Genomic DNA, 15,726 nt, shown 5'->3' with positions numbered 1-15,726 from the left:
AAGCTAAGCTTTTTTTTGCTTACTTTTGGGGTGACTGTTGACAGGGTGTGAGTAACACCACACCTTAATCTGTCGGACGATCTGCTCTTTCTGGCTGCCAATCATCACTAAAGCCCCAAACGCTTTGGTTTTTATCAACTTGTGCTTGCACATCAGTTACGGTGCCCATTTCAAATAGGGCGTGTAACAGTAGTAATTCTGTATTCATCATTCCTCCTTTTGAAATTAAATCTTAAATTACCTTTTTCAGAAAGGGAATGAAAGAACATTTTTTAAGAGGGCCACTAAAATTTAAACCTAACACAAATTTTTAAAAGCGCAGTATAAACACCCTATTAACCTAAAAGACCTAGCTGATTCGCAATGCAAAAAACTGCTCAGCGATTTTGCCAAACAGAGCACTTCTTCGAGCCAAATCTCGTCTATTTATCAGTATGTTTCAGAGTCGCATTCGTCTGGTCACCAGTATTTTACTAAAAATGTGGCCATTTTCTGGGATTGGGTTTTTTCTAAGCATTGTTACAGGTTGTGTTTTTGCTTTGGTTCTATTTTTGAGAGGCTTGCCTTTGCTAGACCCAGCGAACTTGCTATAAAGCCTACTTGGCAACGGGAGTTTATAAAAAGGCTCACAATGGTCCTAAGCAGCCTCTAGGAGTCATTCTGACCTGGTTTTTTGAAGCTTTTCAAGCCTGCTGTAACTATGCTATAATATGGCAAAGGAGTTTTTCCATGACGATAAAAGTAATAAAACAAAATGCAAAAGAAACCCTCAAGCACTTGCCTGGCAAATTTATCCTCTTTCTTGCCCCCATTTTGCTTGGCTTATTTTCCTTTACAATCCAAGTTCACCAAAAGTACCTGGTCGAACAAAACATCTCTATCTCGGCTGGGGTTTCCTACTTTCCGATTTTATTAAGAGTGCTAACCTTTTATCTGACCTGCTCGGCCACCTTTACCATGTTAGAGGTCATTCGTAAACGAAAAACCACCATCCGTCACGGTGATAATATCATTGCTTTGACGCGCCCTTATGTTTGGCACTTACTAGCGCTAGAGGTGGTTAAATTTCTCTTATTGGCTGTCTGGTCCTTGCTACTAATGGTTGGTTTGACGCTTGTTCTTTTTGGCATTTATCCCCTCTTGTATGGCAAAAACTTTGAGGGCTTGGCCTATGATGCTAATAGCCTCTTGATTGCGGGGATTATTTTAAGCCTGATTGGCCTTGGCGTACGGATCATCAAGGAGCTGTCTTATAGCATGAGTGAATACCTTTTTTATGATCAGATAAGGACAAGTCACTACCAAAGTCCGCTAGCTGTCATCCAAGCCAGCAAAAGCCTAATGAAGGGACACAAATGGCGCTTTTTCCTCTTTCAATTGAGCTTTATTGGTTGGTTTGTGCTCGTCTTTTTAAGCTTTGGCATTCTCTACTTCTATGTCTTGCCTTACTATCTGACCAGCACAGCGATTTTTTACCAAAACCTTCTAGAAGAAAGCCGAGCTGCTAGCTAAAGGCTTTCGGGGCATTTAGAGGCCGGATTCACGCACGCTTTTCTAGCCTGAGCAAATACTAAAAAACTTGGTCGCAGTCCTTGCGATCAAGTTTTTTGATAGGGTTAATACCCCTTAGCCTGGCACTTAGGGCAAATACCATAGGCAACCAGAGGAATCCGGTTGACCCGGTAGCCAGTTTGGTCGTGGGCTTCTTTGGCCACATCCATAACATCAACGTCCATAAAGTCCGCAATTTGTCCACAGACTTCACAGACAATGTTGACATGCTGATGCCCCATGAAATCATAATAGGTTGTCAAATCATTGCTAATCTTGATTTCAGTGACAAACCCTTCATCAACGAGCACCTTCAAATTATTATAAACTGTTGCCAAACTCATGTTGGGGTAGTCATCTTTTAAATCTTTATAAATCTTATCCGCACTGGGATGCTCAGTTGAATGCACCATATAGGAGATGATTGCCTTGCGCGTCTGCGTTATGCGAATATGCTTTTCTCTTAGATGCTCCAAGACATTTTCATAGGCATCTAGAGCTTGCTGATGTGAATGAATGTCCATAAGCGATCTCCAATCTTTTTTCATTATAGCACAGAGCCACAGTAAAAACAAAGGGCCTAGACCCTTAGCCTAATAGTCTTAGATATTCGATCTTCAAGCATTTATCCATCACCACATCGTGGCGGTTAGCCTGGGACAAGTACTGGGCAGCCTCTTGACTAAACAGGCCTAATTGGGCCCAAAAGACCTTGGCCTTTGTTTGGCTAAAGGCCCTGGCTACCTCAGGTAGGGCCTCACTGCGTCGAAAAACATCAACAATATCAATGGGCTCAGGCACCTCTGTTAGCTGAGCATAAACCACTTGGCCAAGGACAGTTTGACCCGCTAATCGGGGATTGACCGGGATAATCTCATAGCCTTTACTCTGCATAAATTGGGCCACTTGATAAGAGGCGGTTTCTGGTCTGTTGGACAAGCCAACCACTGCGATACGCCGCGCTTTTTGAAGGTAATCTGTGATGAGCTGATCGCTCGGATTGTGAAACTGATACATGTCACTTCCTCTTTTCTTTTTTGCAAATACAAAAACTACAGCAGGCAAGCTGGAGGCAGCACGCTGGCAGAAATAGGCTGAGCTACTAGCTGAATCAGGGCAAGCTTAGTTAGCTGAGTCAGTGTTAACTGAGCCAGCAAACCAGAACAGCCAGCTAGACCAGCTGGCCAAAACTAGCTGAGCTAAAGGCAGGTCTTGCCTGTAAGCTAACGTAGCAGCAGGCTTTTCTCTACTTAGCCTCATACCAGGTTTTGCCGGCATTTTCATCAGCACGCAAGGGCACAACTAGAGTCACTGCAGCTTCCATGATTTCTTTGACCAGACTCTTAATCTGCGCCAGCTCATCATTTGGCACTTCCAAGACGATTTCATCATGGACTTGCAAGAGCATACGGCTAGCATAGCCACCTTCTGTCAGGGCTTTGTCCAAATTAATCATGGCAATTTTCAAAATATCAGCGGCACTGCCTTGGATGGGCGAGTTAATGGCTGTGCGCTCAGCAAAGGAGCGCACGTTAAAGTTACGCGAGTTGATGTCTGGCAACTCACGGCGCCGCTTAAAGAGTGTCTCGACATAACCTTTGTCTTTGGCTTTGCGTACAACATTATCCATGTAATCTTTAATGCCCGGGTAGCGTTCGAAATAAGTTGTGATATAGTCTTTAGCTTGCTTGCGGCTGATGCCTAGGTTATTGGCCAGGCCAAAATCAGAAATGCCATAAACAATGCCAAAGTTAACTGCCTTAGCATTTCTGCGGTCATTTGGCGTGACGTCTTCTGGTTTATCAATGCCAAAAACACGCATGGCTGTTGCGGTATGAATATCGGCATTGTCTTGGAAAGCCTTAATCAGATGCGCATCCTCAGAGATGTGAGCTAGGACCCGCAGCTCAATCTGGGAATAGTCTGAGCTTAACAGGACAGCCTTAGGATCAGAAGGTTGAAAGGCCTTACGTATCAAGCGACCTTGTTCCAAGCGAACGGGAATATTTTGTAAATTCGGATCAACACTAGATAGTCGACCAGTCTGGGTCAAATCTTGCACATAGCGGGTGTGGATCTTACCATCAGCCATGATGTAATCTTGCAGGCCAATAAGATAGGTCGACTGCAGTTTGCTGATTTGCCGGTAATCAAGAATCTTGGCCACGATTGGTGCAATCGGTGCCAGACGCTCCAAAACATCAACTGCTGTTGAGTAGCCGGTTTTGGTCTTTTTGGTCATCTCAAGCGGCAGCTGCATTTTTTCAAATAAGATACTGCCCAGCTGTTTAGGGGAATTAATATTGAAGTGCTCACCGGCCATCTCATAAATATCTTGGGTTAGCTGCTCAAGCACCAGCTGATTTTCCTGCGCCATCTGCTCAAGCGTTGCCTTATTCACACTAATGCCTGCAATTTCCATCTTAGCTAGAACATTGGCTAAGGGCAACTCAATCCCAAAATAAAGCTCTTCTTGCTGGTGAGCGGCGAGCTTATCTAGCATGACGGGCTGACTGGCTACCAAGACGGCAATCTTTCTGGCCAGATGCTCAAAGAGCTGCTCATCTGCAGGCACTGCTCGTTTTACGCCCTTGCCGTAGACTTCCTCATCAGCGGCTAGATCAATTGCCGTATGCAGGCGAGCAATCGTCTCCATCTCATTGTTTTCGACATTGGACAAGAGATAGTTGGCCAGGCGCGCATCATAGGCTGCAGCAGGCAAATCCACTCCCAGATGACTCAAAAGCACCTTGCTGCGTTTAAAATCATAGGTCGCAATCGGCTGACTAAGCGCCGTTTTAAAAAGGTCCGAAGTCAAAAGACTGGTGTCTTTTGACACAAAAATCTGCTCTTTTGTCCCCCAGGCAAAGGCTATAATTGCTTCACGATGGTAATTTTCCCGCAACACTTCAAAATAATACACCGTGTCTTGGGTAAATTGCTCAGCACTTAAGGTCGTAACCACTTGATAGTCGATTTGAGCCCTTGCTGGTTGGGGCAAGTCTTTGGCTAAGCCGGCTTTGAATTGGACAAAGTTCATCTCATCATAAAAAGCAGCCAGTCTGTCTACATCTGGACCGGTGAAATACAAATCATCTAAGCTGATGGTTAAGGGAATCTGGGTGTTAATGGTCGCAAGCTTCTTGGACAAGAACGCCACTTCCTTGTCCTTTAGCAAGTTTTCCTTCATTTTAGAGGCTTTAAAGCTATCGAGCTGCTCATAGATCCCTTCTAGGCTACCATACTCGTGCAAGAGCTTGAGGCCCGTTTTTTCGCCAATTTTAGTGACCCCTGGGATATTATCAGACTTATCTCCCATGAGAGCTTTTAGGTCGATGAATTGCTCGGGTGTGATCCCCATTTTCTCCATGAGGTAGGCCGGCGTGAATTCTTCAAATTCGGCCACTCCCTTTTTAGAAATCTCAACCACAGTATTCTCGTCAGTCAGCTGGATTAAGTCTTTATCACCGCTGACAATGGTCACATCAAAGGGTGTCTTTGTCTGCTCAGCCATTTTATCCAAAGTCCCAATAATATCATCGGCTTCATAATTGGCAAGTTCATAAAAAGGAATCCCACGCGCACTCAGCATGTCACGGATATAGGGGAACTGCTCGCGAAATTCATCCGGCGTTTGGGCGCGGCCAGCCTTGTAGTCGGCAAAGAGCTCAGTGCGAAAGGTGGTCTTACCCGCATCAAAGGCCACAAGGACATGCGTGGGCTGGACCCGCTTGAGCATATGGTCCAACATCAAATGAAAGCCATAGATAGCATTCGTATGTAGGCCAGAAGCATTGCGAAAACGATCGATCTGATTGTAGAGAGCAAAGAAGGCGCGAAAAGCGACAGAAGAACCGTCAATTAAGAGTAATTTATTCTTGTTTTCCATGCTTCTATTATAACACACCTCTAGCTAGGAGGCGTAATTATGGCGACATTGTCAAGAAGCAGAACGCAAGTGTGCCTGGTGGCATCAGGACAAAACAACAGGCAAGTCCGTGCTGCTGATTGCAGACCAGGACACGTTTTCACGAAAACTTCATAAATCTGGCCTGTTGGTGGGTGATTGGCTCGCCGCTACGTAGGCCACCTTTTTTTGTGGACATAACATTGTTGATGAGAATGCCTGGACCAAAAGCTTTTTTCGGACTACCTTTGGCGGTGGTCTGAGCTAGCTTTTGGTGATGAGGCTTAGGGAAGGCAGCCACAGTATAGTTTTGCCGGGCACTAGTCCTAGGCCCATCACAGAACGGCAAAACCCTTCCTGCTGGTGGCAAGAAGGGTTTTGATGTGGATTGAGTCTTAGCTAGCGCCCAAGGAGCGTGGTCCCTAGCTTACTTATAGGAAAAGGAGTAGAAATTGGCTTGCCGATGACAGCGGTGCTTAGTCTTTCTTGCGCTTGAGGCTAAGGACACCAGCAGAAGCCATGACAGACAGAGCAGCTGCCGTGAAGAAGCTAGTAGCCGCCTCACCAGTGGCAGGTAGTTGGTTGGCGCTGTGCTTGCCACCTGGTACTGACTGAACAGCTGGTGCTGCTTGGCTTGCTGTATTAGCAGAAGCTTTGCCTTTGTTTTGCTTGTCAGCTGGTGCTTGTGTGGTCTTGTCATCTTTGGCATTCTTAGCGTTGGCATCCTTGCTTGGAGCAGCCGGTGTTAGCGCCGTCCATGGGATACTGTGTTTCTCAGGCTTAGCCTGTGGAGTTTGGGCACTTGGCTTGTCTGTGCCAGCTTCTGGCTTAGCTTGCGGTGTTTCTGGAGCTTTCGGCTCAGCTGGTTTTTCCTCAGGAACTTTAGGTTCTGGTGCAGGCTTAGGTTGCAGTGTAACCTCTGGGTTTTGAGGAGTCTCTGGCGTGCTTGGTGCTTTTGGCTGATCCTCAGGCTTCGTCTCAGGAGTCTGAGGCATGTCAGGCGTTTTCTCATGCTCTTTCTTAAGCATGTCGAGCTTCGCCATCAAGTCTTGCAGTTCGTGTTGGAGTTTGGCCTTGTCCTCAGCGCTGAGCTTGCTTAAGTTTTTAAGATTATCAGTCGTTTCAGTTAGCTTGCTTTCAAGACCCTTGATAGCGTTTTCCTTTTCAGTGATTTTTGCTTGCACATCAGCTAATTGAGCTTGAAGGTTAGCTTTATCGGCTTCACTGAGCTTGCTTTGGTCTTGCAGCTTAGCCTCAACTTCTGCTTTGGCCTTGCTGAGCTGCTCTTTTTCAGCCGTTAGTGCAGCGACCTGAGTCTCAGCAGCCTGCTTTTCAGAAGTTAGCTTGTTAACAGCAGCTTGGCCTTTTTCTACCTCAGCTTGCAAGTTTTGAGCAGTCTCGTCAGCCTGAGCTTGAAGCGCTTTCATCTTTGCCTCAAGCTCAGTCTTAGCTTTGTTAGAATCTGTCAACTGCGTTTTAATAGCATCACGTTCAGCTTCTAGCTTTTTCTTATCTGCTTCATCTTTTTCTACGGTAAGACGGAATTGATCTCTAAGGCCACTCAACTGTTGCGTGGTATTCTTCAAATCTTGTGAAAGCTGTTTAGTCTTAGCTTTTTCTTCCTTATTTTCCGTTTTAGTTGTTTCTAATTCTTGTTTAAGAATAGTTAATGCTTTTTCCTCTTCAGTTAGCTGGCTCTGTAGTGTATCTCGCTCGTCCTTGTATTTAACCATTTCGTCAAAAGCCCGATCTAGAACATCTGCTTTAGTTATTTTAGCTAAGTCTTCCTTTACTTCTTTATTAATTTGTCTTAACACATTTGCTTCGTTAGTAGTCTGTTGAGCACTAGTTATTCTACGGTTTAATTCATATATGCTATTAAAAAGTGATGAAATATCTCCAGCTAATTGTAAGGAGACTTTCTTTTCTTGTTCAAATGCTTCATCCGCCTTCACTGTCCCCTGCCCACTTAACAAGCCCGCGCTGATGACTAGGCTGGCTAGTACTGCTTTTTTGCCCCAATGACCTTTTGCCATATTCCTCTTATCTCCTTAGTTTATTCATTTATCTGCCGTTTTGCAGTAAAGAACAGTATATATATATAAAGTTAAGGTCAGGAATTTCTGGTTATCTTAAATTAATGGCAAAAACGGTAAAATAAAAGGAAAATACTCATCTTTTGCCGCATCTATCTTGCTAAATAATTTTTATAGAGGTCTTTTTTGTATTATTTCTTTATTTTTGTGACCAACACCGAGTAAGTCTCACTCTAAAAGCAAGCAAAAACTCTGGGCATGCCAGAGTTTTTAACAATTTGTCCCTCACTTAAGCTTTTGCTTTTTTTCTGCCTAACATTCCAGACTGTAAATAAAAAAATTAGGACGACACCAAAGTCCCGCCCTTTTCAAAAACATTTGTTTTTTAATCTTAGGTTGATAATAACATAATCTGATGATACATGCAACTAATCAATACAGATTTGTTATTATTTTTGTGATAAAGTTGTAGTTAGCAACTAATATCTCATTTGAACGCATCAATGTTTTTTTCTCTAACATTCTCTCAAAGAATAATTTTTTAAATTCATTTATTCTATGGTGCTGCATCCTATCAGAGACAACATCATGATAAATAAGTAGCAACGCCGTTAATTCTAAGACAGGCCTTACGGTTAACCTTTTACCGATATTATCTTTACTAATTGAGGGATTGTTAAATTTCAGAATACGATCTTTTATCGCTCTAGGGTGAAACGATTCACCCCTTCTTAAATTTTCGAATATACAATTATTATGCGCTACTGCGTTTCTCAATTGTTTTACCAAATTTATGACATTATTTTCCCTGAGTAAATCGGTATTTGATAGGATAGAGGTACCTGCCTTTTTTTGGCAAAAATAGAAGAAGTTAAGAAAATCACCAAATGATAATATTTCAACTAAAACCCACACCGGACAATTAGTATAATCAATTACCTTATTATTATCATCAAAAACAAAATATTTTTCAACTAGATTCGTTAAATAAGAATTGGCTATTTTTGCTCTTTTTATATTATTAAAAATATATTTATACCTAAGCTTTGCCTTATTATGCCTATAAAGAATCTCTCCCTGATCATCTAAAGCTGGTAATTCCAAAAATTCCTTTACCAAAGCATACTCATTTAATCTTGGTGAGGAAAAGTCTTCAACAAAGGCAATGAGGGAAACTTTAAGTGAGTGCTCTATATCAAGACACATTTTATACACAATATATCTATAATGCATGTCCAGAATTGCTAATTCTTTCAAATGCAAAAAATCTAAGTTTACATATTTTCCATAAGCGTTTTTTTCAAAATTTTTTCTATAACTTGCTGTTCTAAAATAGTTATTAACATTTTTTAAATAAAGCTCGGCCTCAAACGGTTGTATATAGTTAAATGTAATTCCTTGTTGTAGTGCCATTTTTTTCACAAGTTCCGTAGTAGTTTGTATGTGTTTCTTTGTCATTGATTTATCCTTAAGCATTCTTCACCATTATTATAACACACGCGCCACAATAATATAATTAAGGAAACAATCTCCGCGATAGATTGCTCGGACTGAGACTGGCACTGTCTCAGGGGTTTTTAGTAAGACAAGCTAATTGACTAGCCTAGATCAAAGCCCACCTCCAGAAATAATGTGATAAACTGGGGAACTGCTGAACTGATGCTGCGTAATATGATGATAGTCTGGGTTGGATTTGCATCAGGCGGTTGGGCACGGATGCCTTGTATCATCGTAAAAACTAGCACTTCATCAGCTAAGTCTGATTCCCAACACCGAGCAAGTCTCACTCTAAAAGCAAGCAAAAACTCTGGGCATGCCAGAGTTTTTAGCTATTTTGTCCATTGGGCGACCTTTTCTGGGTGCTTGTCCACCCATTTTTGGGCGGCCTCTTGAGCAGGCATTCCTTTGTTAATGTCTAGCATGACCTCTTCCATGTCTTTTTTGCTCCAATGGAATTTTTGCAGGATGCGATAAAGTTTTGGTTTGTCTTTTTTCAAGCCTTTGCGGGCAATGGTGTTGATATTTTCTTTGGCGCCATAGGACTGTTTGGGGTCTTGTAAATATTTCAAGTCATATTTAGCAAACATCCAGTGGGGAGACCAGCCAGTAATCACAATGTCTTTTTGTTTTTTAATAGCCTGGTCTAGAGCCGTTGTCATTGCTCCGGTAGAAGCTGACGTCAACTGCCAGTCAGACAGATTGCTATAATCCTTGAGCGAGCGTTTAGCAGCTGCCATAATCCCCGCACCAGGCTCAATACCGGTAATCTTCTTGCCAGCCTGTTCAGAAAGATCTTCAATACTATTAACATCTTTCATATAAGTTGGCACCACAAGACCTAACCGGGTGCCTTTGAGGTTGGGGCCGAGGTTGTCAAGGGCATTTTTGTATTTTTGATATTGCTGAGCATGGGTCACAGGTAGCCAGGCACTGGTTGAAAAATCAGCATTGCCGTTGGCAATGGTTTGCCACATCACGGCATTGTCCAGGGGAACTAAGTTGACCCGGTAGCCTTCTTGTTTCAAGACCTGGGCAATAACATTTGTCGAAGCGACTTCTGAATCCCACTGCACATAGGCAATGTTGACCTTTTGGCCTTTTTCAGGGTTTGCGCTCAGCTGAACCACAACACGACCAAGGGCAGCTAAAACAAAGACAGCCACGGCCACAAGGCCGACCCACTTGGTTACCTGGCTTTTCTTGGCTTTGTTTTCCACCTTGGCATTAAAGGTTTGGGTGATGCGGTCTAAAATGATGGCTAAAATGACCAAGGCAAGGCCACTGACAAAACCAGTTCCAATGTCAGCATGCTGCAGGGCAGAGAGCACTTCGCGACCAAGGCCTGGTGCTCCGATCATCGAACCGGTGACCACCATCGAAAGCGCCAGCATCATGGTTTGATTAACACCAGCCATGATGGTGTTTCTAGCTAGTGGTAACTCCACCTTCATTAATTTTTGGCGTGGTGTCGAGCCAAAGGCATCAGAAGCTTCAACTAGCTCCTTTGAGATTTCTCGAATCCCAAGATTGGTAAAACGAACGGTCGGTGGTAAGGCAAAGATCACAGAGGCAAAGACGCCCGGTACCATCCCAATACCAAAGAAAGCGACCGCCGGGATCAAGTAAACAAAAGCCGGCATGGTTTGCATAAAGTCTAAGATGGGATTGACAATCTGCTTGACCTTATTGCTTTTGGCCATCCAAATCCCCAAAGGAATCCCAATCATAATCGAAATCAGACTGGCAACTAAAACCAGGGTAAAGGTATTAATCAGTTGTTCCCACAGGTTCTGATTATAAATAAAGAGTAAACCTAATAAGGTAAAGGTGGGCAGGGGCCATTTTTTCTTGGCGAGAAAGAAAACGCCAATTGTCACCAAGAGGATAAATAAGAGTGGCGGGATAAATAGAAGCGTCTGCGTCAGCCAATCCATCAGGGCGTTACCAAGCGTTTGCACCACATCAAAGAGGCCTGAGAAGGTTTTGGTAATCCATTCAGTGATGGTCTCAACCAGCTTGGCCACTGGTAATGTCATTTGTAACACTGTATTCAAAATGATCTCTCCTTCTTTCTTAGTCTTGTTTTTGAAGGGCTTGTTGCGTTAGCTGCTCTTCTTCCATAATTGTTTTAGCCGTTACTTGGCTTGGTGTTTGGTCATCCTCTGAAATATTAGCCAAGGCTTCAATCACTCGACCACGAATCACCACACCTAATAAACGATTATTGGCATCAGTGACAGCAATGGGTGATGAGGAGTCATAAATCAAAGGCATAATGTCTGTGATGACGGTGTCCTTAGAAACCGTTCGCACATCCCGATCAATCACTTCTGCCAGAGGCAGACCTTTCTTGCGTGCCTCAATGGCAGCGTCTGCAGTCAGACTGCCCATTAATTGGCGGTGCCGATTTGTAGCCATCAACATGGATACTTCTTCGTTATGCATCCGATTCAAGGCAACCTGTGGCCCGTCAAGTTCTAGTGTTGTGGTTAAAGGCTTAATCATAATATTTTGAGCAGTTAGTACCTTGGAGCGGTCCACATCTTCGACAAATTCGCGGACAAAATCATTGGCCGGATTGGTCAAAATATCTTCACCGGTACCGATTTGCATGATTTTACCATCCTTCATCAAGGCAATGCGATCACCAATGCGCAAGGCTTCATTTAAATCATGACTGATAAAAATAATGGTTTGTTGGAGATTACTTTGCAAATCAATCAGCTCATCTTGCATTTCCCTTCGAATCAGCGGGTCAAGAGCAGAGAAAGCCTCGTCCATCAGTAAGATCTTGGCCCCATTGGCCAAGGCTCGCGCAAGGCCGACCCGCTGTTGCATTCCGCCAGATAATTGATCAGGGTACTGGTCCTTAAAGTTGAGCAGGCCAGCATTTTCTAAGGCTTGTTCAGCACGCTTTTGGCGCTCATCCTTGGGGACGCCACGCAATTCCAAGCCAAATTCGGTATTTTCCAATATCGTTTTATGTGGAAACAAAGCAAAGCTTTGAAAAACCATGTTGATGTCATGGCGACGGACGTCTCGGAGGTCTTGGTCATTGAGCTTGGCAATATCTTTGCCGTCTAATTCAACCTGGCCAAAAGAAGGCTCAATCAGACGGTTGATCATCCGGACCAGCGTGGATTTCCCACTACCAGATAGGCCCATAATCACAAAAATTTCCCCTTCTTTAACGTCAAAGCTAGCATCATAGACGCCGACAGTTGCTCCGGTTTTTTTGAGGATCTCTGTTTTACTTTTACCCTGTTTCACTAATTCTAGGGCTGCTTTTTGCCGCTTCCCGAAAATTTTTGTCAGGTTTTTGACTCTTAAAATCGTTCCCATAATGTTCCTTTCTGCAAAACTGTTATTTCCTTAACGGATCGTTGATGAACCAATAAGTGGCTACCTCATTTATTATTAGTGAGGTCTCTTTTTCGGTCGAAAAAAATAATCCGACAGGACAGAACACGTTTATGATAACACGTGTGGTCACTTTTTGTCAAATCTGACGCTCAGTAAGCCTTGATTTCAGCGAAAAAACAGCTTCTTAGCTCTGATTTTTCACAAGGATTCTGCACCAAAGTGACCTTTTTTAGACCACAGAAAGCACGGGAAAAACAGCTGTGCGGTATCTCAAAAAGGTAAAGCACCTGTCCCTTAGCAACGCTAAAGGATAATGTGCTTTACCTTTTTTGTTTTGTGCTGATGCTTAAAGCATGGGACCAACCCCCTTGCTCCAAGCGGATGAACTATAGTAGGGCTTTGAATTGAATATTAGACTCTTCAAGGAAGCAATCGTCAAAGCCGCGTGGGTGATGGTACTCTAGCTTATCCTTGTCTAATGGATAGGTATACTTGCCACCAACTTCCCAGATAAAGGGATGAAAGGCATACTGTAACCGTTCTTTACGCATCTTCCACAGGGCTAAGATTTCATCTGTTGAGGCCATAAAGTTTGACCAAATATCATAGTGCACAGGGATGATGACCTTGACCCGGAGATTTTCTGCCATTCTCAAAAGATCAATTGAGGTCATTTTATCCTGAATACCTAGTGGGTTTTCCCCATAATTATTTAAGGCGACATCAATCTTGAAATCACGGCCATGTTTGGCAAAATAGTTAGAAAAATGCGAGTCAGCGCCATGATAAATGGTTCCACCTGGTGTTTCAAAGATATAGTTAACAGCTTTGCTGGCCATCAAGTCATCGGTGATGGCTAGCCCTTTTAGGCTTTCACCATTTTCTTCGTAGCCATCAATAGGTAAGGTGACCAAGCAGGTCCGATCAAAGGATTCCACCGCATGGACCTTGACGTCTTTAAAGGCAAAGCTCTCACCCGGAGCAATCACAATAATCCGATCTTCCGGCACGCCCCAGTTGACCCAAATGTCTCGACAGCCAACTGGTCCGACAAATTTTACGTGATCTAATTTGGGATTATTGATAATGGCTGCCGCTGTTGAAATATCAATGTGATCACTATGGACATGAGAGACCAGGTAGTAATCTAAATCAGTAATGGCAAAAGGATCAATCACCATTGGTTGCACGCGCAAGTTGGGCTGCAATTTGCGCACACCTGCCATGTTGGCCATCTGGTGACCCCAGACCATGTTTTTAACCTGCTTGGTGGCCTTACCTCGTGCTGACCACAAATCCATCACCACATTGGCTCCACCTGGTGTTTTAATCCAAACGCCACAATTCCCTAACCACCACATGGCAAAATTACCCTCAGGGACCACTTCTGCTTCAATTTCTTCATTCAACCAGGTTCCCCATTCTGGGAAGGTTGACAAAATCCATGACTCCCGGGTAATGTCTTGTACTTTAGCCATAGTTACCTCCTGATAATAGCTTTTTTCTAATTTCAGTATAGTCTTATTCCTAAGGGATAAAAAGACCAAGTCTCACACAGAAACAGTGTTCAAAAATAGGCCGTTAGACCAGCTTGAGCCCATAAAAAAAACGCCTCAGTAAGCTTCCCTAAGCAATAGGGTACTGAGGTTCACAGCTTAGCCTTTTGTAAGCTTATTTCTCAAGGAGGTCTTGCATTAATTCTTGACGGATCAATTTTTCAATTTGGCTTTTAAGGGCAAAGCCATCCTCTTGAGAAGCCACATACTGGCCGATTAATTTTTCCAGCATTTGAGAAAAAACTTGTGGCTTGGTTGTTTGCTGATGCTTAGCATAGCGCAGCAAATTCAAAATATCGTCATCGGTTAAAATCGGGTTGACCACCAAGGTAGGCAAGGAACACTCAAGGTCTGGATGCGTGGTAACCACAAAATCAACGTTGAGCAAATCAGAGACACTTTGGAATTGCTCCGTGGTAAAAATACCAATGGTTTGACTATTGACCAAGTAGAACTCGCATTGCTTGTGGAGTAACTTTTGCAGACCAATGCCCGCATCTGACACAATAATCATCTTGATGCACTCGGGTTTAGCTGAGCTATTGCGCAGCTCACCGCCTAGATGAATGGTAATATCTGCAATATCATCATCTGTTAGCTCGATATGCCAGGCCTCCTCCAACAAAGGCACCGCCGCCTTGGTTTTTTCAAATAAATCAAGGTATTTTTCTTTGATGTGATTGGTTAAGGGGTTCATGGCTGTAATGCCATATTCTTTGCGATAAATAAGAGCCTTGCAGTGCGTGGTCAACTGGCGGATAAGATCGGCCTTGTGGGTGAAGTGCAGGTGGTCTTTATCTTCTAAACGGCGTAGAAAATTTGTCAAGTCAGTGCGCATATTTTGATAATCTGAGCTTTCGGCATGCTCATCCTTGTCTTTACGAAAAGACAGCATCAACATGGCGATCAGTCCGATCTCCACATGGTCTAATATGAGGTTGAAGCGAACAGCTAATTCATCTGCTAAATCCCGCGCAATATAATATTCTTTGCGTTTCCAGATCCTATCAAACTCTTGCTGTAGTGTTTCTTTAAACTCTGAACTAAAGGCCATATTACGATAGCTGAGCAAGATAAAAGGCAGAATTTTAATCATAAATTGGTAGTCACTGGCATTAATTGTCTTACCCAAATTAGCCTGAGAAATAGGCAGATAATCCTTAAGAAAAGCCAGCAATTCAGGTGAAAAATAAATGGTCTTGGTCAAGGTTTTGGACAGTTTTAGCTGCAAGCAAGCTTGAAAACTACTGTTACCACCGCGATAGACACCATCTAGCAGATGGTACAAAAACTGAATAAAGGACAAAGGATGGCATTCAAAGAAATAACCGCGTGCCTTGGTGACCTGTAAGCTAATGGAATAAGGTTTCTCCATCAATAACAGTCTTAGATCGTTGAGATCATTTAAGACGGTGTTACGAGAGACATCATTGATTTGCATCAGGCGATCAATCGTGACGCGATCAGTGGACACCGCAATAAAGAGGGCGGCCAATTTGACCCGCTCATCACTTTTCATGACGTAATTGTAGTCATCAACATCTGCCAGCAAGGAACGACAAGCAGCCTTTTGGCGCTCAGTCAGACAAATCCCCACTCGGGGTAAAGCAGCCACAGGAACAATGTCGGCAGGCAAGGCTTCGTTGATCTTGTCCAAATGATAGTAAATCTTGCGTCGGGATTGCCCTAATTGCTGTGAAATGCCCATAATGGTTTCAGCTTGCTCTAACTTTATCAGATAAGTCAAGAGGTCATAACTTTTGTTATCTAAAAGCATCATTCAATGGCTCCTTCATGCGTCTTTTAAGTTTAC

Annotated in this window: 11 protein-coding genes; 1 reads left to right on the top strand and 10 read right to left on the bottom strand. The window is 43.3% G+C overall.

Annotation, left to right across the window (positions count from 1 at the left end; translation table 11 throughout):
• Positions 1-64 precede the first annotated feature (64 nt).
• Positions 65-208: a hypothetical protein gene (locus GWD08_RS00755; RefSeq protein ID WP_159563906.1), complete on the bottom strand. Its 144-nt coding sequence runs from the start codon at positions 206-208 to the stop codon at positions 65-67.
• Between the two features lie 521 nt (positions 209-729).
• Between GWD08_RS00755 and GWD08_RS00750 the strand changes: the two genes are divergently transcribed.
• Positions 730-1,512, top strand: coding sequence for a DUF975 family protein (locus GWD08_RS00750; protein ID WP_159563905.1), 783 nt, complete (start codon positions 730-732; stop codon positions 1,510-1,512).
• A gap of 104 nt (positions 1,513-1,616) precedes the next feature.
• Here GWD08_RS00750 and perR read toward each other — a convergent pair whose 3' ends face one another.
• From perR to GWD08_RS00705, 9 genes are all read right to left on the bottom strand, one after another.
• Complete coding sequence (gene perR / locus GWD08_RS00745; protein WP_159543391.1) at positions 1,617-2,075, bottom strand: peroxide-responsive transcriptional repressor PerR; 459 nt, start codon at positions 2,073-2,075, stop codon at positions 1,617-1,619.
• 64 nt (positions 2,076-2,139) lie between these two features.
• A complete protein-coding gene (locus GWD08_RS00740) occupies positions 2,140-2,568 on the bottom strand; it encodes a CoA-binding protein (RefSeq protein ID WP_159543393.1) in 429 nt (142 codons plus the stop codon).
• Positions 2,569-2,797: 229 nt separating this feature from the next.
• On the bottom strand, positions 2,798-5,440 hold the full coding sequence (gene polA / locus GWD08_RS00735) for a DNA polymerase I (RefSeq protein ID WP_159563904.1): 2,643 nt from the start codon (positions 5,438-5,440) through the stop codon (positions 2,798-2,800).
• A 494-nt stretch (positions 5,441-5,934) separates the two neighbouring features.
• A complete protein-coding gene (locus tag GWD08_RS00730) occupies positions 5,935-7,494 on the bottom strand; it encodes an LPXTG cell wall anchor domain-containing protein (protein ID WP_159563903.1) in 1,560 nt (519 codons plus the stop codon).
• 432 nt (positions 7,495-7,926) lie between these two features.
• A complete protein-coding gene (locus GWD08_RS00725) occupies positions 7,927-8,952 on the bottom strand; it encodes an Abi family protein (RefSeq protein ID WP_159563902.1) in 1,026 nt (341 codons plus the stop codon).
• A 371-nt stretch (positions 8,953-9,323) separates the two neighbouring features.
• Positions 9,324-11,048: an ABC transporter permease/substrate binding protein gene (locus GWD08_RS00720; protein WP_159563901.1), complete on the bottom strand. Its 1,725-nt coding sequence runs from the start codon at positions 11,046-11,048 to the stop codon at positions 9,324-9,326.
• Between the two features lie 19 nt (positions 11,049-11,067).
• Positions 11,068-12,336: a quaternary amine ABC transporter ATP-binding protein gene (locus GWD08_RS00715; protein WP_159543405.1), complete on the bottom strand. Its 1,269-nt coding sequence runs from the start codon at positions 12,334-12,336 to the stop codon at positions 11,068-11,070.
• A gap of 407 nt (positions 12,337-12,743) precedes the next feature.
• Entirely contained in the window at positions 12,744-13,835 is a 1,092-nt protein-coding gene (gene ulaG / locus GWD08_RS00710) for an L-ascorbate 6-phosphate lactonase (RefSeq protein ID WP_159563900.1), read from the bottom strand.
• A gap of 193 nt (positions 13,836-14,028) precedes the next feature.
• Complete coding sequence (locus GWD08_RS00705) at positions 14,029-15,693, bottom strand: BglG family transcription antiterminator (RefSeq protein ID WP_159563899.1); 1,665 nt, start codon at positions 15,691-15,693, stop codon at positions 14,029-14,031.
• Positions 15,694-15,726 lie beyond the last annotated feature (33 nt).

This window comes from Streptococcus halichoeri, from assembly GCF_009870755.1.
Lineage (GTDB): Bacteria > Bacillota > Bacilli > Lactobacillales > Streptococcaceae > Streptococcus > Streptococcus halichoeri.
This window is presented reverse-complemented; position numbering and strand designations above follow the sequence as displayed.